Source organism: Testudinibacter crocodili (assembly GCF_006228025.1).
Lineage (GTDB): Bacteria > Pseudomonadota > Gammaproteobacteria > Enterobacterales > Pasteurellaceae > Chelonobacter.
On record NZ_VDHF01000077.1, the window covers coordinates 1 to 19002 of the forward strand.

The window sequence follows — 19002 nt, forward strand, 5'->3', positions numbered from 1 at the left end:
TTTGTCTACTATGCCCAATTTGAATATGGCTCATCTTTTTTTCAACGCCAGCAAACAACCCGCCAGCACCACTAACGCTCCAATTGCCTGCATGAGATTAATTTGTTCATGCAAGGTAACATAAGCGACCAATGCAGTAGATAACGGCACGAGCAATTGGATTAAATTAAAAATCACCACACCTTGTTTTTGCACGATATAAAATGCCAGCAACATTCCGCTTAAAATGCCATAAATACCAGACAGCGCCAACGCAATTAATAAGCCATCACTGACCGCACTTAATTGATTTATTTTGCCACTGAAGATTGCTATCGTTAAAAAAATCAATCCAGCAATAGTCGCTGTAGTTGTGCTGATAATAATAACATGCAGTTTTGTCGCAATATCTTTGACAATAACATTTTGTAGAGATTGAATAAAAATAGCCGTCGCAAGAAAAAAAGCGCCGTGAATAAAATCCGTACTCTCATGTTCAGCAGTGGCTTGATTGCCATAGAAAACAAAAATTAATGAGCCGATAATTGCCAGCCCGCCACCAAGATAAAAAGTGCGGTGCTGAATTTTACGCCGTTCATCCTGGTAAAACAGCGCTATCATCAAGATACCAAGTGGCATCGCTAAAATCCCGAAAATACTGCCAGTCAAAGCACTGGTATGGCGTAGTCCTGTCATAAAGCAGTACATATTTGCCGTCATAAATAAACCAAGCAGGCTTAATTTTAAAATTAAAATCGGATCATTTAAGCTATCTTTTAAAATACGTCTAAATTTAAATACACAAATCAATAATAAAAATAGACTGCCAAAAAGAAAGCGAATAGCATTATTATTTAAAGGATCAAAATATAAACTCATATAGCGCATAATAGGAAAACCAAACCCCATTAAGACAATATAAATTATCCGAACACTATACTCATTTTTCATTGTTTTTCCACTATGTCGCTTCTTTTTATTAGGCTTTATAAAAGTGCGGTTTTATTTTAAAGACGGCTCTTGCAGATTATTATTTTATTGATTATGTTATACCGACTGAATGCGTTTTAACATAATTATTTTTTAAACAGTAGGAAAATAATAGGATGAGATAGTGCGTGCGAGGAAAACGGCGTGATTTTTATGGCTGGGTATATCATGAACTTCTTTCATGGGGTTCAGCATATAAAATCGTTGATTCAACAAGCGGCTATCGGCAAAGTGCTGTTTCTCAATCTGGAGTTTGACGACAACCGTTTCGCCTTCGCTAAAAAAACCGCGAGCGGATTCAATCCGACCGCGGTTGTGCTATAAAAGTGCGGTTAATCTTTATGCTGTCTCATCGCCGGGAACAGAATCACATCACGAATCGACGGCGAGTTGGAGAAGATCATCGCTAAGCGGTCGATACCTAAGCCTTCGCCGGCGGTTGGTGGCAAACCGTGTTCCAGTGCAGTTACAAAGTCCTCGTCCTTAAACATCGCTTCGTCATCGCCCGCCTCTTTGGCGGCGACTTGTTCGTCGAAACGGGCGTTTTGGTCTTCGGCATCGTTCAACTCGGAGAAACCGTTGCCGATTTCACGTCCGCCGATAAACAATTCGAAACGATCGGTCACTTCCGGATTGTCATCGTTGCGCCGTGCCAACGGCGAAATTTCCGCCGGATGCGCCATCAAGAACGTCGGCTGAATCAAGTGGTGTTCTGCCACTTCTTCAAAGATGGCATTGATCACGCCGCCCAAGCCCCACGATTTTTGCACTTCAATGCCTAATGTTGTCGCCAGAGCTTTGGCTTGGGCAAAATCTTGCAGTTGTTCAGGCTGGATATTGTTGCCGTATTTCAGAATGGCATCAGTCATGGTCAAGCGTTCGAACGGTTTACCAAAATCAAACGTGTATTCGCCGTATGGTACGCTAGTGGTGCCGAGAATATCCAGCGCCAGTTTGCGCAATAGTTCTTCGGTATTGTCCATCAAATCGTGGTAATCAGCATAGGCTTGGTAGTATTCCAGCATGGTGAATTCCGGATTATGGCGTACCGACACCCCTTCGTTGCGGAAATTGCGGTTCAGTTCAAACACTCGCTCAAAGCCGCCGACTACCAAGCGTTTCAAATACAATTCCGGCGCAATCCGCAGATACATATCAATATCCAGTGCGTTGTGATGGGTGACAAACGGACGCGCCGCCGCGCCGCCCGGAATCACTTGCAGCATTGGGGTTTCTACTTCCATAAAACCTTTATCCAGGAAGAATTGGCGGATACCGCTGATCACTTTCGAGCGGATCACAAATGCACGGCGCGAATCATCGTTGCTGATCAAATCCAGATAACGCTGGCGGTAACGGGTTTCTTGATCACTCAAGCCGTGGAATTTATCCGGTAACGGGCGCAACGCTTTAGTCAGCAGCTCAAGTGCGGTACAGCGTACGGTCAACTCACCGGTTTTGGTTTTAAACAACGTGCCTTTGGCACCGACAATATCGCCCAAATCCAGCAACGCCATCAGACTCTCATATTCGCCTTCCGGCAACAGATCGCGCGCCACATACAGTTGAATTCTGCCGCTCATATCTTGCAGAGTGATAAAACTGGCTTTGCCCATTTTGCGTCGGGTCATAATCCGTCCGGCAACGCTCACGGCAATTTCTTGCGCTTTCAGTGTTTCGCCCTCTTGGCTTTCGTATTGGCGGTGCAGATCTTGCGCCAAATGCTCACGACGAAAGTCGTTCGGAAATGGATTGCCTTGTTGGCGAAGTGCGGTCAGTTTTTCGCGACGCACCAACATTTCACCGTGCAGATCCAGTTCCGGAAGTTGTTGTTCTGACATAATGTATTCCTTATGTATTCCTTAGGGTTATTTCAATATTCGGTTACAAACCCGCTTTTAAGCTGGCTTCAATAAATTTATCCAAATCACCGTCCAACACCGCTTGGGTATTGCGGTTTTCAATGCCGGTGCGCAGGTCTTTAATCCGTGCATCGTCCAGCACATAGGAGCGGATCTGGCTGCCCCAGCCGATGTCGGATTTGCTGTCTTCCAGCGCCTGTTTCTCGGCATTTTTCTTTTGCAGTTCCATTTCGTACAACTTGGCTTTCAACTGCTTCATACATTGATCTTTATTTTTGTGCTGCGAGCGGTCGTTTTGACACTGCACCACGATTCCACTCGGAATATGGGTGATCCGCACCGCACTTTCCGTTCGGTTGACGTGCTGTCCACCCGCACCGGAGGCACGATAAACGTCGATGCGCAAATCTGCCGGATTGATGTCGATGTCAATATTGTCATCAATTTCAGGGTAAACAAATACGGCACTAAACGAAGTGTGGCGGCGGTTGTTGGAATCAAACGGGCTTTTGCGCACCAAGCGGTGGATACCGGTTTCGGTGCGTAACCAACCGAAGGCATATTCACCGCTGACCCGAATAGTAGCAGATTTAATCCCGGCAACATCGCCATCGGAAGCTTCCATCAATTCGGTTTTAAAGCCTTTACTTTCTGCCCAACGCAGGTACATTCTGACCAGCATTTCCGTCCAGTCCTGTGCTTCGGTGCCGCCGGAACCGGCTTGTAAATCGACATAGCAATCGGCGCTGTCGTGTTCGCCGCTGAACATCCGGCGGAACTCCAATTGCGCCAGTTTGGCTTCCAACTCTTGCAACTCGGCAACCGCTTCATCGAAGGTCTCCTGATCCTCGGCTTCTACCGCCAATTCCAACAGACCTTCGGCATCTTGCAAACCTTGATCCAAAGTGCGAATGGTATCGACCACCGCTTCCAACCCTGACCGCTCTTTGCCCAGCGCTTGTGCTTTTTCCGGATCATTCCATACATCCGGCTGCTCTAATTCAGCATTGACCTCTTCCAATCGCTCGACTTTGCCGTCGAAGTCAAAGATACCCCCGAAGAACCTCGGTACGTTGCCCGAGATCGCTGATTTGGTTTTTGACGGGATTAATTTCAAACATTCTAAATACCGATTATAAATTCACTGTAAAGGGGGAAATTATATGATATTTAGCGACGATTTAACAGGCACAATTCTATTTATGGCGCTTAAGTGCGGTTGGCGCAGTTATCTCCGACATTTTTTATTTATTGACGCTTTATGCTATAGTGGCAAACTTTTTTAATTTTTTTGCTCAAAAAATATACTTAACAGGAGGAATAATGAAATCAGAATTAAACAGCAGCAAATTATCCTATCGCGATCGCATGGCGGTGGAGGAACACGAGCGTTTAAGCCCGCGCTTGCTGTATGAAATTATCCGCCAAGACGGGATTGAAGAACTATCGCGCCCAACTAAAGCGCTGATTTTTTCAGGCATTACCGCAGGCTTAGTCATTACCTTTTCCTTTATTTTCAAGGCTGTATTTACCGCTTATACACCAAATGAACCTTGGGCGCCGTTGATTACCAATATGGGCTATACCGTCGGATTTTTGTTGGTGATTTTAGGGCGGATGCAATTGTTTACCGAAAATACCATTACTACCGTCGTTCCCTTATTTAATCCGCTGAGTCTAAAAAAACTGCTAGCGGTGGCAAAGTTATGGGCGACGGTGTTCGGTGCCAATTTAATCGGTACTACCCTAGCAGCGTTGTTTTTACAAAACCACCACGTTTTCAATCCAGAATTTGTGGTGGCAATGAATGACATAGCCCACCACGTTGCCTCGATGTCGGTCAGCGACAATATTCTGCGTGGTATTCCAGCGGGCATTTTGATTGCATCGGTGGTGTGGATGATGCCAACGGTCGGCAACGGCAAATTTGTGATGATCTTTTTCTTTATCTATTTGATCGCCTTAGGCGATTTTACTCACGTGGTGGTCGGTTCAGCAGAAATGGCTTATCTGGTGATTCAAGGCGATGCCAATCTCTATGACTACTTCGTCACCTTTTTAGGCCCAACAGCGTTAGGTAATATTCTCGGTGGAACCGTCGTGTTTACCATTATGATTTACGGCCAGGTTACGGACGAAATCGGTAAAAAATAAGCATTTGAACATTGGGCAGATCAATAACGATCTGCTCAAACCGCACTTTTCCGCTTTATTCCCCTCTCGCTATTTTTATGCATGAGATCATATTCTATTCCTATTAAGATTTTACACGGTATTATTGCGATTATTTCACCTGTCAGCCCCAACAAATGAGAATAATATTTATTTGCAATCGGTGTTATCTAGATCATTATACCGCTTGGCTGAAGCTTTTTAAGGCATTTCTCAATGGTTCAATCTAATAATAATGGGGTCAACATGAGTGTTAATATCATCAGAATTGCGGCAGAATTTCTTGCCGGTAAACAACGTATATTTATTAATTTTATCCGAATCGCTATCTGTATCGTGATGTTGTGGATCGGCGGCTTGAAGGCGTTTCAGTATGAAGCCGACGGCATTGTGCATTTTGTTGCCAACAGTCCGTTTATGAGTTTTTTCTACAAAGACAGCCAAAAAATGGTTGAAAATGAGAAAGGCGAGTTGGTCAAAGAATATACCTTATACAAAAATCCAGAAGGAAAAATGGTACAAAAAAATATTGATTGGCATAAACAAAACGGGACTTATCCGTTTTCTTACGGTTTGGGCGCAGTAATTGTCACTATTGGTTTACTAACCTTATCGGGAATTTGGAACCCAACAACCGGTATGCTTGGCGGCTTGTTGACGTTTGGAATGTCAATTGTCACGCTCTCATTTTTGATCACCACCCCAGAGACCTATGTGCTAAATTTGGGCGGTGACCTGCCGACACCGAATTACGGCTTCCCATATCTGTCGGGGGCAGGTCGGCTGATCTTGAAAGATATTATCATGATGGCAGGTGGATTGACCGCCGCCTCAGAATGCGCACAGCGTTTCCTGAAAGCCAGGGCTTAAAAGATGGAAAAAAGGGTGGCATCAATCCACCCTTTTGTTTTTTCTTACAATTCTGACGCTATTCTGACGCTATTCTGACGGGAATAAAAACGGGTTGACCGCACTTTTGGCGTAGCCCATTTTCTCCATTTCATCGTCGAGGAAAAGGCTGGCGAGGTCGTCGGCAACGGCTTCAACCTCAGGATTTTTATCCTGATACAAGACTTTCAGATAGCTATGGCAGTCGTCGCAACTTTCACTTTTCACCGCATGATCTGAATCTAGCGACCAATAATTCAACTTGCCGCCTTGCTCACAATTGCTGCATTTCACCCGCACCATATGCCATTCACTTTCGCACAACGAACAGTGCAGATAGCGTGTACCTTGCACCTCCCCAAGCTGAATCGTACTGGCAACCGGCGCAGAGCCGCAAACCGGACAAAATTGGCGGTTTTCGCCCAACTCAGTTTTGGCTTGGTGAGGAATTTGTTGTACCAGTTGAGTCCAGTACAGCGACAGTGCCGCCCACAGAAAGATGGCCTTATCACTTTGATTAGACAGCATATTATCACGTAACAGCTGACTGGCTAGTGCGTTCAGTTCACTGGCGGAAGCTTTTTCCAACCACTCAATCGTCGCTAAAATCGCATCATTGGCACTCGGTTTGATCCGTTGTAACAACTGCTGTAACAGTTCCAGCCAAATCGGATCGCGCTGCCAATTTTTCCAATGCAACGGCTGTTGTGCCAATAATGCAGCATTATCTTTGACCGCACTTAAACGGACATCAATAGCAATCGGTGCCGTTTGCAATAAGTCTAACTGGGCGTCAGCGATATTGGCGCAAAAACGCAGATAATCTTGTAGCGGGTGATTTTCACTCAGCTTGCGCAGACGGGCTGCCCGGCGTTGATATAAATTTTTCGGGTTGGCGAACAGCAGCGGTGGAGCAAAAAACCCCGTCGCTGCTTGTTTGATTTCGCTTTCCGCTAGAATGCGAATACTCATTTATTTATGCTCTTGCTTCCCTTGTCTATGCTCTTTCTCCAATTCAGGTAGAATGGATTCACGGAACCAGCGTGGGTGGTGTTTTTTTGCCCAACGCGCTGTTACCCAGCCTTCAACCATGCCTCGAATCGAGCCTTTCACCCAAATTGCCATATACACATGCACCATAATCCCCAATATAAGGGCAATGGCACTGGTTGCGTGCAGCAATAATGCAATCCGAATCACTGGAATAGAAAAATTCTCGGCAAAATAGGGACGCCACATGATGACACCGGTAACCAGCAAAATGACTAACGCCATAATTAAGGTCCAGAACAGCAACTTTTGCCCCATATTGTAATGGCCAACATCCGCCACATGGTGTTCGTTGCCTTTCAGCACCTCAACCACATTGAGCAACCACTGCCAGTCGCCTTTTTCAATCAAGTTATCACGCCAATAGTGTTTTGCCAAAATAGCAAAGGCGATAATCATCACCAAACCGGTGAACGGATGCAACACCCGTGCTAGTTGTGGTGTGCCCAATACTTCTGCAATCCAAGCAAAGTCAGCAAAGAAAAACGACAAGCCGGAAAGTGCGGTCATAAAAAAGCACAGCACCAACAACCAGTGGCTCAACCGCTCTTTCAGGTTATGGCGAATAACGCGTCTGTTTAAATCAACCATGATTATTCTCCTTTCCCATGTGGATCGAGTGGTTTTTGCAGATCTTCATCGTCCTCTTCCGTATTTGGTCCGACGCCAATGTAATGTGCGGCAGAAGCAATTGCCAATGCCCCCATTGCCATACCCGCCAATGGTTTCAAAATCCCTTTCCACAAACTGACGACCGGGCTGATTGACGGATCTTTCGGTAAACCGGAATACAACTCTGGTTTATCGGCATGGTGCAGCACATACATCACATGCGTACCGCCGACGCCTTGCGGATCATACAAACCGGCGTTTTCATAACCGCGTGCTTTCAAATCAGCCACTCGGGTCTCTGCATATTGCTTCATGGATTCCTTGCTGCCGAAGTGGATCGCGCCGGTCGGACAAGTTTTGACGCATGCCGGTTCTTGCCCCACATTGACGCGATCGGAACACAGGGTACATTTGTAAGCGCGGTTATCTGCTTCGTTAATACGCGGAATATTGAACGGACAACCAGCAATGCAATAACCGCAACCGATACATTTATCAGATTGGAAATCTACAATCCCATTGGCATATTGGATAATCGCTCCCGGTGACGGACAGGCTTTCAAGCAGCCCGGTTCTGCGCAGTGCATGCAGCCGTCTTTGCGGATCAACCATTCCAGGCGATCGTTCTCTTCCACTTCATTGAACTTCATCACTGTCCAAGATTTGGCGGTCAAATCAATCGGATTGTCGTAAATCCCGATACACGTACCGGGTTTATCACGCAAATCATTCCATTCAGAACACGCCACCTGACAGGCTTTACAGCCGATACAGGCACTGACATCGATCAGTTTTGCCACTTCGACTTTATGATCCCGCGTCTGTGGCGGAGGGGTCAGGGACGAAGTTGCAGAGGCTTTAATAATATCTTGAGTTTGAACTGCCATATTAAGCCCCCGTCACTTTTTCAATGTTAACCAAGAAGGTTTTATATTCCGGTGTTTGTGTGTTGGCGTCGCCGACACTTGGTGTCAAGTTATTGGCAAAAAAGCCTTTTTTGCCCACACCGGCAAAGCCCCAGTGAATTGGTACACCGATGGTGTGAATGGTTTTACCGTCCACTTGCAGCTCTTTCACCCGTTTGGTCACCACCGCAACGGCTTTGATATACCCCCGTTTGGAGAACACTTTCACCGTATCGCCATTGTTGATGCCCTTCTCTTTTGCCAGCACCTCGCCCATCTCGATAAACTGCTCAGGCTGAGCGATTACATTTAACAACGCATTTTTAGTCCAGTAGTGGAAATGCTCAGTTAAGCGGTAAGTGGTCGCTACGTAAGGGAATTCATCCGCACTGCCCATAGTTTTCTTATCGTTTGGCAAAATTCGTGCCGCCGGATTGTGAATCACCTTAGGATGCAGCGGGTTGGTGCCGATCGGGCTTTCAATCGGTTCGTAATGTTCCGGGAACGGACCTTCTGCCATTTTATCAATTGCAAACAGACGGCTAACCCCTTCCGGCTGCATGATAAACGGACTGATATTGCTGCCTGGAGGCGCAGTGGTGTAATCGGCAATATCGGTGTAGTTCCAATTTTTGCCGTTCCACTTCACCAATTGACGGGTCGGATCCCAAGGGTTGCCCTGACGATCGGCAGAAGCACGGTTGTAGATCACCCGACGATTTAACGGCCATGCAAATGCCCAACCTAAGGTATTACCCAAGCCAGACGGATCGGAGTTGTCACGTCGCGCCATCATATTGCCCTGCTCCGTCCATTGACCGGTGTAGATCCAACAACCGGACGAGGTGGTGCCATCATCGCGCAATTGCGCAAAACTGGACAGCAATTCGCCTTTTTTAACCAGCACGTTGCCGTTTTCATCCAACAAATCTTCCAAAGCGTAACCGTTATTTTCTTTCGCCAGTTCAACCGGCAGCGGTTCTAACGGATTACGATAGTTCCATTGCATCGCTTGCAACTGTTCAAACCCACGACCACCCTCTTTTTGGTAGAGATGTAACAGGTATTCGCGCAGTTCGGATAAAATTTCTACATCTGGTTTGGCTTCTTGCGGAGCATCATTGCCTTTCCAGTGCCATTGCAACCAACGACCGGAATTGGCAATCGAGCCGTCTTCTTCGGTGAAGCAAGTCGTCGGCAAGCGGAACACTTCGGTTTGAATTGATGCAGTATCCACATCGTTATATTCGCCGTAGTTCTGCCAAAAATCTGAGGTATCGGTTTTCAGCGGATCAAAAATCACCAAATATTTCAACTTGCTCAGTGCTGTCATCATTTTCGCCCGGTTCGGATAGGAAGCGATCGGGTTAAAGCCTTGGCAGAGATAGCCGTTGACTTTGCCCTCAAACATCATATCGATGTAGCGGAAATGGTCGTAAGCGCCGTCGATTTTCGGCAAGTAGTGATAACCGAATTCGTTATCTTTCGTCGCCTTGTCGCCATAGAAGGTTTTGAGCAAACTGATAAAGAATTTCGGGGTGTTTTTCCAATAGTTGACCTGATCTTTCTGGGTCAGCTTTGGCGTGATCCGATTTAAAAACGCTTCCAAAGAGGTATCTTTATCGGTCGGCAATGGCATATAGCCGGTCAACATATTCGGGAACAAGCCGAGATCGGTAATCCCTTGAACGTTAGAATGACCGCGCAACGCATTCACGCCACCGCCAGCGACACCGATATTGCCCAATAGCAATTGGATCATCGCCATGGTACGAATATTTTGCGAACCGATCGTATGTTGAGTCCAACCCAACGCATATAAGAAGGTAGCATTTTTGTCACGCGCCGCCGTTTTAGCAATCTCTTCACAGAAATATAAGAAATCTTTTTGCTTGGTACCGCAAATCCGTTCTACCATTTCCGGAGTATAGCGGGAGACGTGCGCTTTCAGCAAATTGATAACACAACGTGGATCCTGCAAAGTCGGGTCCTGTTTGGCAAAACCTTCTTCGTCAAATTGATAGTTCCAAGTCGATTTATCGTATTGGTGCTTCTCTTCGTTATAGCCGGTAAACAGTCCGTCTTCAAACTGAAAACCTTCATTCACTAAATAGCTGGCATTGGTATATTGCTGCACATATTCGTGCTGAATTTTATCGTTATCCAACAAATATTTGATAACACCGGATAAAAACGCAATATCAGTGCCGGAGCGGATCGGCGAATAGAAATCTGCGACCGCTGCAGTACGGTTGAAACGTGGATCGACCACCATCAACTTCGCCCCACGGCGTTTTTTCGCTTCGATAACCCAACGGAAACCGACAGGATGTGCTTCAGCGGCATTACCACCCATGACGATAACTAAATCAGCATTGGCAATATCAGCCCAGTGGTTTGTCATGGCACCGCGACCAAATGATGGAGCAAGACTTGCTACCGTTGGTCCGTGTCAGATACTCGCTTGGTTGTTAATCGCGATCATGCCGAGCGCACGCGCCCATTTTTGGCTGAGTAATCCGGTTTCATTGCTAGAGGCCGACGCCATCAACATCCCAGTCGACAGCCAACGGTTGACCGGCAACCCCTCGGCGTTAGTCGGAATGAAATTAGCATCGCGGTCGTCTTTCATCAGACGGGCGATACGCTCATAGGCTTCTTCCCAACTGATGCGGGTCCACTCTTTTGCCCCCGGCGCACGGTATTCCGGATACTGCACCCGGCGTTCGCTGTTGACATAGTCCAATGCACCGGCGCCTTTCGGGCACAGCGCCCCACGGCTGACCGGGTGATCCGCATCGCCTTCGATGTGAACCAGCTTTTCACGGGCGTTCATCGCGCCATCGCCCAAGCTGTATAGCAACATGCCACAGCCTACGGCACAGTAAGTACAGGTATTACGGGTTTCACGAGCACGTAAAAGTTTATACGAGCGCGGCGCGGCAAGTGCGGTTGCCGGCGCAAAACCCAATGCGGCAGCGGTTGTCCCTGCCATACTTCCTGCACAAACTTTAAAGAATTTTCTTCTGCTGAGTTGCATAAGAACTCCTCAAAATTGTGAGAGATAGAGTAAAATAATCATTCGTTTTTTCAGTTGTAACGAAAATGTAAAATAGATTACATTTCAAGCGTAGCTTACTCTTGTTCCACGAGCTGTGCAATATACAAAATCAGTTTATATAATCCAGATCAATGTGATATAACGTAATTTTGTGAGTTATATCAAAATTAGTATCATTTACCTATTTATGATTAGAGGAAAATATGTCGTCAACCTTATGCCAAAGAGCGGTTACGGTCTTTAATGGCAACGATAACTTCACTGAAAAACAGTCGCATTGGCTGCAAAAACAAGATTTTTTAGCCAATGAAGTACCGGTTGCTCTGGTGTATAACGGCATTGCCCACACCGTGATGATGTGCAGCCCTGCCGATTTGGCGGATTTTGCGCTGGGTTTTTCCCTTGCCGAAGGCATTATCGACCAGCCAAGTGATATTTATGCGCTTGAAGTGGTCGACGTCAGCAACGGCATTGAAGTGCAAATCGAGATGGCAAGCCGCTGTTTTACGGCATTAAAAGAAAAACGACGCACCCTCGCTGGACGCACCGGCTGTGGTTTATGCGGGGTGGAACAATTACAGCACGTCACCCGTCCACTGCAACCGCTCGACCGCACTTTGCGCTTTGATCTGAACAAACTCAACAACTGCTTGCAACAGTTACAACAAGCCCAGCAGCTGGCACAACAAAGCGGCGCCACCCATGCTGCCGCCTTCTTTAACCTAAATGGCGAACTGCTGGCAATCCGTGAAGATGTCGGACGGCACGTCGCCCTCGACAAACTGCTCGGCTGGCATGCACAACAAAAACAAAAGTGCGGTCAGCTGCTAGGTATTGTTTTGGTGACTAGCCGTGCCAGTTACGAAATGGTACAAAAAAGCGTCGCCTGCGGCATCGAAATTCTCATCGCCGTCTCCGCTGCCACCGACTTTGCGGTCAATCTCGCACAGCAACACCAGCTTTCCCTCGTCGGCTTCGCCCGTGGAAATCGAGCAACAGTTTATTCCGAGCGGGAAAGGTTTGTAATTTAATCCCTTTTTCGACCGCACTTTTGCTACAATACCATTCAACTTCATCTATTAAAAAAGTGATCATTTATGACAGCCAAAATTGCCGATAACGCCCTTGTCCTTGTGGACGGTTCTTCTTATCTCTACCGCGCCTTTCACGCCTTTCCGCCGTTGACCAACTCGCTGGGTGAGCCGACGGGGGCGATGTATGGGGTGTTGAATATGCTGAAAAGCCTGATTAGCCAAGCCAATCCGCGTTATCTGGCAGTAGTGTTTGATGCCAAAGGCAAAACCTTTCGTGATGAACTATTCGAGCAGTACAAATCGCACCGTCCACCAATGCCGGACGATTTACGCAAGCAGATTCAACCGTTGCACAGCATGATTAAAGCGTTGGGTATTCCGCTGCTGGTGATTGATGGCGTGGAGGCGGACGATGTGATCGGCACGCTCGCCGTGCGTGCTTCAAAGTGCGGTCAGAAAGTGTTGATCAGCACCGGCGATAAAGATATGGCGCAGTTGGTAGACGACAACATTATGTTAATCAACACCATGAACAACACTTTGTTGGATCGTGACGGCGTGGTGGAAAAATACGGCATTCCGCCGGAATTGATCATTGATTATCTGGCGTTGCGCGGTGACAGTTCGGACAATATTCCCGGTGTGGCTGGCGTGGGCGAGAAAACCGCACTTGGGCTGCTGCAAGGCATCGGCAGTATGCAGCAAATTTATGCCAACTTGGATCAGGTGGCGGAGCTGCCGATTCGCGGTGCGAAAAAGCTGGGCGATAAATTAGCCGAAGCCAAAGAAATGGCGGATTTATCCTATTTGCTTGCCACGATTAAAACCGACGTTGAATTAGCGCTGTCTTACGACCAACTGACCATGCAAACGGCGCAAACCGATGCGTTGATTGAAGCCTTTGGGCGCTATGAATTCAAGCGTTGGCTGAACGAAATCTTACAAAACGGTTCCAGCTCGGTCACCGCAGCGGAATTGCCGGTAAATCATTTTAACAGCTATCAAGCCACCGCAACAAGCGCTGAAAGTGCGGTGGCGACCCCCGTTGCCGCCGTGCAGATTGACCGCTCTTTATATCAAACTATTTTGACTGAAAGTGATTTACACACTTGGCTAGACAAATTAAACCAAGCCGAACTGATTGCCGTTGATACCGAAACCGACAGCCTAAACTATATGCAAGCCAATCTGGTCGGAATCTCTTTTGCCTTGCCCAACGGCGAAGCGGCCTATCTGCCGTTGCAACACCGTTATTTAGATGTGCCGCCGCAGTTGGAGCTACAGACCGCACTTGCCACCTTAAAACCGATTTTGGAAAATCCACAGATTCAAAAAATCGGACAAAATATTAAATATGACGAAACTATTTTTATCCGACACGGCATCCAACTGCAAGGTATCGCCTATGACACCATGCTGGAATCCTACACCCTCGACAGCACAGGGCGCCACAATATGGACGATTTGGCACAGCGCTATTTGGGACACAACACCATTAGTTTTGAGGAAGTGGCAGGCAAGGGCAAAAATCAACTGACCTTTGACCAAATTCCAATTGAACAGGCAGCGGAATATGCGGCAGAAGATGCCGATGTCACCATGAAGCTGCACCAAACCTTATGGCAAAAACTGCAAGCCGAGCCGACATTGGTCGAGCTGTTTGAAACATTAGAAATGCCGCTGGTGTCGGTGTTGTCCAGCATTGAGCGCAACGGCGTACTGTTGGATAGCGATTTATTGTTTGAGCAGTCAAATCAGATCGGGATCCGCCTGACCCAATTAGAACAACAAGCGCACGAGTTGGCGGGTGAGCCGTTTAATCTGGCGTCCACCAAACAGTTGCAAGAGATTTTATTTAATAAACTGGGTTTGCCGATTATCAAAAAGACCCCGAAAGGCGCCCCGTCCACCAATGAAGAGGTGTTGGAAGAGCTGGCTTACGAACACGAGCTGCCGAAACTGTTGGTCGAACACCGTGGTTTGAGCAAATTGAAATCGACCTACACCGATAAACTGCCGTTAATGGTGGATAAAAACAGTGGTCGGGTGCACACCTCTTATCATCAGGCGGTGACGATTACCGGACGCTTGTCCTCAAGCGATCCGAATCTGCAAAATATCCCGATTCGTACCGAGGAGGGACGCCGCATTCGCAAAGCCTTTATTGCCGCTGAAGGTAATAAAATTATCGCCGCCGACTATTCACAAATTGAATTGCGGATTATGGCGCATCTATCCAATGATGCCGGGCTGAACCGAGCATTTGACGAAGGGCAGGATATTCACCGAGCCACTGCAGCCGAAATTTTTGGCGTGGCGTTGGAGCAAGTCACACCGGAACAGCGCCGCAGCGCCAAAGCGATCAACTTCGGCTTGATCTACGGCATGAGCGCCTTTGGTTTGGCTCGCCAGTTGGGCATTGCCCGTGGGCAGGCGCAACAATATATCGACCTTTATTTCCAACGCTATCCGGGCGTGCAGACTTTTATGCAGGATATTCAACAAAAAGCGCGCGAACAGGGCTTTGTCGAAACGCTGTTTAAACGCCGTCTCTACCTGCCGGAAATCAAATCTGCCAATGCGATGCGCCGCAAAGGGGCTGAACGGGTGGCTATCAACGCCCCAATGCAAGGCACTGCAGCGGACATTATCAAACGGGCAATGCTGTTGATCGACAATGAAATCCGCCACAGTAATGAGATCAAAATGATTATGCAGGTACACGATGAACTGGTGTTCGAAGTGCGGTCAGATAAAGTGGATTTTTATGCCGAACGGATTAAAAGCTTGATGGAACAAGCCGCCGAGCTCAGCGTACCGTTAATTGCCGAAGTGGGTGTTGGCGATAATTGGGATGAAGCGCATTAATGCTGACTCAAAATTCAGGTATAAAGTGTGGTCGATTGACGAAAAATGCAGCTAGGGGTACAGTAACCTGAACATACCGGCTAATAAGGAGAAGAGAGAGTATGGATACAAAATCGGAAGAATATAAAAAATTTTTAGCAGAAAAGATTAAATTGGGCGATCAAGCTGTGCAGCAGGGGCGGACATACAGCAGTGAGCAGGTTTATGAAAATGCGATCAGAGCCGCATTAAAAGCTGCAGAAGGTATGAAAAGAAGTGCTTGAAATTGAATATTCAGCGGTTGTAAATAGCGATCTTGAACAAATTATGATGAATATCACCGAGTTTGCCGGCTTACAAAGTGCGGTAAATATACTCGGTGATATTCAAAAATCAGTAGCATTATTGCCAACAATGCCTGAAATGGGGGTAGTTGGCGATGTTATTGATACTAGAGAAATTTATTCTCGCGGATATAGGATTGTATATCGAATAACCGAAAACAATATCTTGATTATTACGATTGTCCATTGCCGCCAACTCTATCCACCTCTTGCTTAACGTTGATAATAAATAATTTATGAAATACAAAAACCTACGCGATTTTATTGACTTGTTGGAACAGCAAGGCGAGTTGAAGCGGATTTCGCAGGCGATTGATCCGCATCTAGAAATGACCGAAATTGCCGACCGCACTTTGCGTTTGGGTGGGCCGGCGTTGCTGTTTGAAAACCCGATCGGCTATGATATGCCGGTGCTGTGTAACCTGTTTGGCACGGCACGGCGAGTGGCACTGGGGATGGGGCAAGAGAATGTAACTGCCCTGCGTGATGTCGGCAAATTGCTGGCATTTCTAAAAGAACCGGATCCACCCAAAGGCTTTAAAGACCTGATTGACAAGCTGCCGCAGTTCAAACAGGTGCTGAATATGCCGACCAAGGTGTTGGGCAAAGCCGATTGTCAGCAGATTGTGTGGCAAGGTGATCAAGTGGATCTGTACAAATTGCCGATTATGCACTGTTGGCCAGACGATGTGGCACCACTGGTGACGTGGGGCTTAACCATCACCAAAGGACCGTATAAAAAACGCCAGAATTTGGGGATTTATCGCCAACAACTTATTGCAAAAAACAAATTGATTATGCGTTGGTTATCCCATCGCGGCGGGGCATTGGACTTTCAGGAGTGGCAACAAGCCCACCCCGGTCAGCCTTTCCCAGTTTCAGTGGCGTTGGGTGCTGATCCGGCGACGATCTTAAGTGCGGTCACGCCGATTCCCGACACCCTGTCGGAATATGCCTTTGCCGGTTTATTGCGTGGCAATAAAAGCGAAGTAGTGAAATCAGTTTCCAATGAATTGGACGTGCCTGCCGGTGCGGAAATCGTGCTGGAAGGCTATATTGATCCGGCTGAAACCGCACTTGAAGGACCTTACGGCGATCACACCGGTTATTATAATGAGCAGGAATATTTCCCGGTGTTCACTATCACACACATCACCATGCGGCAAAACCCGATTTACCACTCCACCTACACTGGTCGTCCGCCCGATGAACCGGCGGTGTTAGGCGAAGCGTTGAATGAAGTATTTATTCCGATTTTGCAAAAACAGTTTCCGGAAATCGTTGATTTTTACCTGCCGCCGGAAGGCTGTTCCTACCGTTTGGCAGTGGTAACCATCAAAAAACAGTATCCGGGACACGCCAAGCGGGTGATGATGGGAATCTGGTCATTTTTGCGCCAATTTATGTACACCAAATTTGTGATTGTATGCGATGATGATATTAATGCGCGCGACTGGAAAGATGTGATTTGGGCGATCACCACCCGTAGCGATCCGGCGCGCGACTGCACTATCGTAGAACACACGCCGATTGATTATCTGGACTTTGCTTCGCCGGTGGCTGGATTGGGGTCAAAAATGGGAATCGACGCAACGAACAAATGGAAAGGGGAAACAGATAGAGAATGGGGCGTTCCAATAAAGAAAAAAGAAGAAATAGTTAAAAAAATAGATGAAATATGGGAAAAATTGTCTATTTTTTAGAAAAAATATCGTTTAGAATAAAATCCTCTGTTGTGTAAATGACAGAGGATTTTTTATAAAACTATAAATATATTTTAAACACAACACATCTTAAAAAAGGTAAACCCATGAGCAATTTAACTACTGTTGATGCTTTTTTAGCACAACTCGCCAAACGTGACGGTCACCAAGCCGAATTCCTGCAAGCCGTAAAAGAAGTCATCACCTCATTATGGCCGTTTCTGCAAAAAAATCCGAAATACGCCTCGCAAAGCTTACTCGAGCGCTTGGTCGAACCTGAACGTGCTTTTCAATTCCGCGTGGCATGGACTGACGATAAAGGACAAGTACAAGTCAACCGTGCCTTCCGTGTGCAGTACAACAGTGCAATCGGGCCATATAAAGGCGGCATGCGCTTCCACCCTTCCGTCAACCTCTCAATTTTAAAATTTCTCGGCTTTGAGCAAACCTTTAAAAACGCCTTAACCACATTACCGATGGGCGGCGGAAAAGGCGGCTCGGACTTTGATCCAAAAGGCAAATCCGATGCGGAAGTGATGCGTTTCTGCCAAGCGTTAATGACGGAATTATACCGTCATGTCGGACCAGACACTGACGTACCAGCTGGCGATATTGGTGTTGGCGGACGTGAAGTCGGTTATCTTGCCGGTTATATGAAAAAACTCTCCAACCAAGCCGCCTGCGTCTTCACCGGTCGCGGTCTGTCCTTCGGCGGTTCATTGATTCGCCCGGAAGCGACTGGTTATGGTTTAATTTATTTTGCACAAGCCATGTTGGCAGAAAAAGGGCAATCATTTGCGGGCAAAACCGTATCGGTTTCCGGCTCCGGCAACGTGGCGCAATATGCGATTGAAAAAGCGTTGGAGTTGGGCGCAAAAGTGGTAACCTGTTCTGACTCTTCCGGCTATGCCTACGATAAAGACGGTTTCACCGCAGAAAAATTAGCTGCACTGCAAGAGATCAAAGAAGTCAAACGTGGTCGCGTCAAAGATTATGCCGAGCAATTCGGTTTGGAATACCACGCTGGCAAACGCCCTTGGGAAGTCAAAGCTGATATCGCTCTACCTTGCGCTACCCAAAACGAACTGGAATTAGCCGACGCTGAAACCTTGATTGCCAACGGCGTACAATTAGTGGCAGAAGGCGCCAATATGCCGACCACGATTGAAGCAACCGACCGCCTTTTGGAAGCCGCTGTACTGTTCGGACCAGGTAAAGCGGCAAATGCCGGCGGTGTCGCCACTTCCGGTTTGGAAATGGCGCAAAGCTCACAGCGTTTATACTGGACTCGTGAGGAAGTCGACGCACAACTGAAACGCATTATGCTGGATATCCACGCCAATTGTAAAAAATACGGCACGGCAGAAGGTCAAGCCAACATCAACTACGTGGTCGGCGCCAATGTTGCTGGTTTCGTCAAAGTGGCGGATGCCATGCTGGCGCAAGGTGTGTATTAACCGAAAAGTTAGACCGCACTTTTAACCATAAAAAACTGAGGAGATAAAAATTTTCTCGGTTTTTTTATTGTGTATCGTATTCAGAATTATGTATTTTG

At 47.1% G+C, this 19002-nt stretch carries 16 protein-coding genes; 9 read left to right on the forward strand and 7 right to left on the reverse strand.

All coding sequences use genetic code 11. The features are described from left to right. Positions 1-30: 30 nt before the first annotated feature. Positions 31-930 (reverse strand): DMT family transporter, encoded by a 900-nt coding sequence (locus tag FHQ23_RS08540; RefSeq protein WP_139613951.1) that lies wholly within the window; start codon positions 928-930, stop codon positions 31-33. 192 nt (positions 931-1122) lie between these two features. Between FHQ23_RS08540 and FHQ23_RS12700 the strand changes: the two genes are divergently transcribed. Next, positions 1123-1293: a hypothetical protein gene (locus FHQ23_RS12700; RefSeq protein ID WP_267963669.1), complete on the forward strand. Its 171-nt coding sequence runs from the start codon at positions 1123-1125 to the stop codon at positions 1291-1293. 8 nt (positions 1294-1301) lie between these two features. Here the strand turns inward: FHQ23_RS12700 and lysS are convergent, their stop codons facing one another. Together lysS and prfB are read right to left on the reverse strand one after the other, a co-directional pair. Continuing rightward, positions 1302-2810: a lysine--tRNA ligase gene (gene lysS, locus FHQ23_RS08550; protein ID WP_139613952.1), complete on the reverse strand. Its 1509-nt coding sequence runs from the start codon at positions 2808-2810 to the stop codon at positions 1302-1304. A gap of 43 nt (positions 2811-2853) precedes the next feature. Next, positions 2854-3952 (reverse strand): peptide chain release factor 2 gene (prfB, locus tag FHQ23_RS08555; RefSeq protein ID WP_139613953.1). Its coding sequence is split into 2 segments (ribosomal slippage): positions 2854-3876 and positions 3878-3952, totalling 1098 coding nucleotides; the frame shifts between segments, so codons are not numbered across the junction. Positions 3953-4154: 202 nt separating this feature from the next. Here prfB and FHQ23_RS08560 point away from each other — a divergent pair. Together FHQ23_RS08560 and FHQ23_RS08565 are read left to right on the forward strand one after the other, a co-directional pair. Continuing rightward, on the forward strand, positions 4155-4985 hold the full coding sequence (locus FHQ23_RS08560) for a formate/nitrite transporter family protein (protein WP_139613954.1): 831 nt from the start codon (positions 4155-4157) through the stop codon (positions 4983-4985). A gap of 264 nt (positions 4986-5249) precedes the next feature. Next, the gene (locus tag FHQ23_RS08565) at positions 5250-5873 is read left to right on the forward strand and encodes a DUF417 family protein (RefSeq protein ID WP_139613979.1); all 624 of its coding nucleotides are present in this window, start codon (positions 5250-5252) and stop codon (positions 5871-5873) included. 69 nt (positions 5874-5942) lie between these two features. Here FHQ23_RS08565 and fdhE read toward each other — a convergent pair whose 3' ends face one another. Genes fdhE through fdnG form a run of 4 tightly spaced genes read right to left on the reverse strand, consistent with a single transcriptional unit; the run spans position 5943 to position 11498 of the window. After that, the gene (gene fdhE / locus FHQ23_RS08570; protein ID WP_139613955.1) at positions 5943-6863 is read right to left on the reverse strand and encodes a formate dehydrogenase accessory protein FdhE; all 921 of its coding nucleotides are present in this window, start codon (positions 6861-6863) and stop codon (positions 5943-5945) included. Then, the gene (locus FHQ23_RS08575) at positions 6864-7532 is read right to left on the reverse strand and encodes a formate dehydrogenase subunit gamma (RefSeq protein ID WP_139613956.1); all 669 of its coding nucleotides are present in this window, start codon (positions 7530-7532) and stop codon (positions 6864-6866) included. Between the two features lie 2 nt (positions 7533-7534). Further along, on the reverse strand, positions 7535-8440 hold the full coding sequence (gene fdxH, locus FHQ23_RS08580) for a formate dehydrogenase subunit beta (protein WP_139613957.1): 906 nt from the start codon (positions 8438-8440) through the stop codon (positions 7535-7537). A gap of 1 nt (position 8441) precedes the next feature. After that, positions 8442-11498 (reverse strand): formate dehydrogenase-N subunit alpha, encoded by a 3057-nt coding sequence (gene fdnG / locus FHQ23_RS08585; protein WP_139613958.1) that lies wholly within the window; start codon positions 11496-11498, stop codon positions 8442-8444. A gap of 224 nt (positions 11499-11722) precedes the next feature. Here fdnG and fdhD point away from each other — a divergent pair, with 224 nt between their 5' ends. From fdhD to gdhA, 6 genes are all read left to right on the forward strand, one after another. Next, positions 11723-12550 (forward strand): formate dehydrogenase accessory sulfurtransferase FdhD, encoded by an 828-nt coding sequence (gene fdhD, locus FHQ23_RS08590; RefSeq protein ID WP_139613959.1) that lies wholly within the window; start codon positions 11723-11725, stop codon positions 12548-12550. A 66-nt stretch (positions 12551-12616) separates the two neighbouring features. After that, positions 12617-15421, forward strand: a complete 2805-nt coding sequence (gene polA / locus FHQ23_RS08595; RefSeq protein WP_139613960.1) for a DNA polymerase I — start codon at positions 12617-12619, stop codon at positions 15419-15421. A gap of 101 nt (positions 15422-15522) precedes the next feature. After that, on the forward strand, positions 15523-15684 hold the full coding sequence (locus FHQ23_RS12405; RefSeq protein WP_176552288.1) for a hypothetical protein: 162 nt from the start codon (positions 15523-15525) through the stop codon (positions 15682-15684). Continuing rightward, a complete protein-coding gene (locus FHQ23_RS08600; RefSeq protein WP_267963670.1) occupies positions 15677-15961 on the forward strand; it encodes a type II toxin-antitoxin system RelE/ParE family toxin in 285 nt (94 codons plus the stop codon). The genes FHQ23_RS12405 and FHQ23_RS08600 overlap by 8 nt, the downstream gene beginning before the upstream one ends. Before the next feature lie 19 nt (positions 15962-15980). Continuing rightward, positions 15981-17447, forward strand: a complete 1467-nt coding sequence (ubiD, locus tag FHQ23_RS08605) for a 4-hydroxy-3-polyprenylbenzoate decarboxylase (protein ID WP_139613961.1) — start codon at positions 15981-15983, stop codon at positions 17445-17447. A 107-nt stretch (positions 17448-17554) separates the two neighbouring features. Further along, positions 17555-18904, forward strand: coding sequence for an NADP-specific glutamate dehydrogenase (gene gdhA, locus FHQ23_RS08610; protein ID WP_139613962.1), 1350 nt, complete (start codon positions 17555-17557; stop codon positions 18902-18904). The last annotated feature ends 98 nt before the right edge of the window (positions 18905-19002 follow it).

What these genes read in the sequence shown, in the direction of transcription:
- FHQ23_RS08540 (WP_139613951.1), bottom strand. Translation starts at nt 930, where the DNA reads ATGAAAAATGAGTATAGTGTTCGGATAATTTATATTGTCTTAATGGGG.
- FHQ23_RS12700 (WP_267963669.1), top strand. Translation starts at nt 1,123, where the DNA reads ATGGCTGGGTATATCATGAACTTCTTTCATGGGGTTCAGCATATAAAA.
- lysS (WP_139613952.1), bottom strand. Translation starts at nt 2,810, where the DNA reads ATGTCAGAACAACAACTTCCGGAACTGGATCTGCACGGTGAAATGTTG.
- FHQ23_RS08560 (WP_139613954.1), top strand. Translation starts at nt 4,155, where the DNA reads ATGAAATCAGAATTAAACAGCAGCAAATTATCCTATCGCGATCGCATG.
- FHQ23_RS08565 (WP_139613979.1), top strand. Translation starts at nt 5,250, where the DNA reads ATGAGTGTTAATATCATCAGAATTGCGGCAGAATTTCTTGCCGGTAAA.
- fdhE (WP_139613955.1), bottom strand. Translation starts at nt 6,863, where the DNA reads ATGAGTATTCGCATTCTAGCGGAAAGCGAAATCAAACAAGCAGCGACG.
- FHQ23_RS08575 (WP_139613956.1), bottom strand. Translation starts at nt 7,532, where the DNA reads ATGGTTGATTTAAACAGACGCGTTATTCGCCATAACCTGAAAGAGCGG.
- fdxH (WP_139613957.1), bottom strand. Translation starts at nt 8,440, where the DNA reads ATGGCAGTTCAAACTCAAGATATTATTAAAGCCTCTGCAACTTCGTCC.
- fdhD (WP_139613959.1), top strand. Translation starts at nt 11,723, where the DNA reads ATGTCGTCAACCTTATGCCAAAGAGCGGTTACGGTCTTTAATGGCAAC.
- polA (WP_139613960.1), top strand. Translation starts at nt 12,617, where the DNA reads ATGACAGCCAAAATTGCCGATAACGCCCTTGTCCTTGTGGACGGTTCT.
- FHQ23_RS12405 (WP_176552288.1), top strand. Translation starts at nt 15,523, where the DNA reads ATGGATACAAAATCGGAAGAATATAAAAAATTTTTAGCAGAAAAGATT.
- ubiD (WP_139613961.1), top strand. Translation starts at nt 15,981, where the DNA reads ATGAAATACAAAAACCTACGCGATTTTATTGACTTGTTGGAACAGCAA.
- gdhA (WP_139613962.1), top strand. Translation starts at nt 17,555, where the DNA reads ATGAGCAATTTAACTACTGTTGATGCTTTTTTAGCACAACTCGCCAAA.